The organism is Burkholderia sp. Nafp2/4-1b, assembly GCF_003635165.1.
Classification (GTDB): Bacteria; Pseudomonadota; Gammaproteobacteria; order Burkholderiales; family Burkholderiaceae; genus Burkholderia.
The window spans coordinates 3,429-3,906 of the sequence record NZ_ML058636.1 but is presented as its reverse complement, the minus strand read 5'-3'; the positions used below and the strand labels follow the sequence as shown (position 1 = coordinate 3,906).

General features: G+C 58.6%; 1 protein-coding gene. It reads left to right on the top strand.

Features of this window, described 5'->3' with window-relative positions:
• On the top strand, positions 1-478 hold a 478-nt coding region (locus C7H84_RS37705; RefSeq protein WP_205611490.1), incomplete at both ends, for a cbb3-type cytochrome c oxidase subunit I.

Below are 478 nucleotides of genomic sequence, written 5' to 3'. Positions count from 1 at the left end.
GCACCTCTTTTGGTTCTTCGGCCACCCCGAGGTGTACATCATGATTCTGCCGGCGTTCGGGATCGTCTCGCAGGTGATCCCGGCGTTTTCTCGCAAGTCGCTGTTCGGCTACAGCTCGATGGTCTACGCGACGGCTTCGATTGCGATTCTGTCGTTCATGGTCTGGGCGCACCACATGTTCGCGACGGGCATGCCGGTTACCGGTCAGCTGTTCTTCATGTACTCGACGATGCTGATCGCAGTGCCGACGGGCGTGAAGGTGTTCAATTGGGTCGCGACGATGTGGCGTGGCTCGATGACGTTCGAGACCCCGATGCTGTTTGCGGTCGGATTTTTGTTTGTATTTACATTCGGAGGCCTCTCCGGGCTGATGCTGGCGATGGCGCCGCTCGACATCCAGTACCACGGCACGTACTTTGTGGTCGCGCACTTTCACTACGTCCTGGTGGCCGGATCACTGTTCGCAATGTTCGCGGGC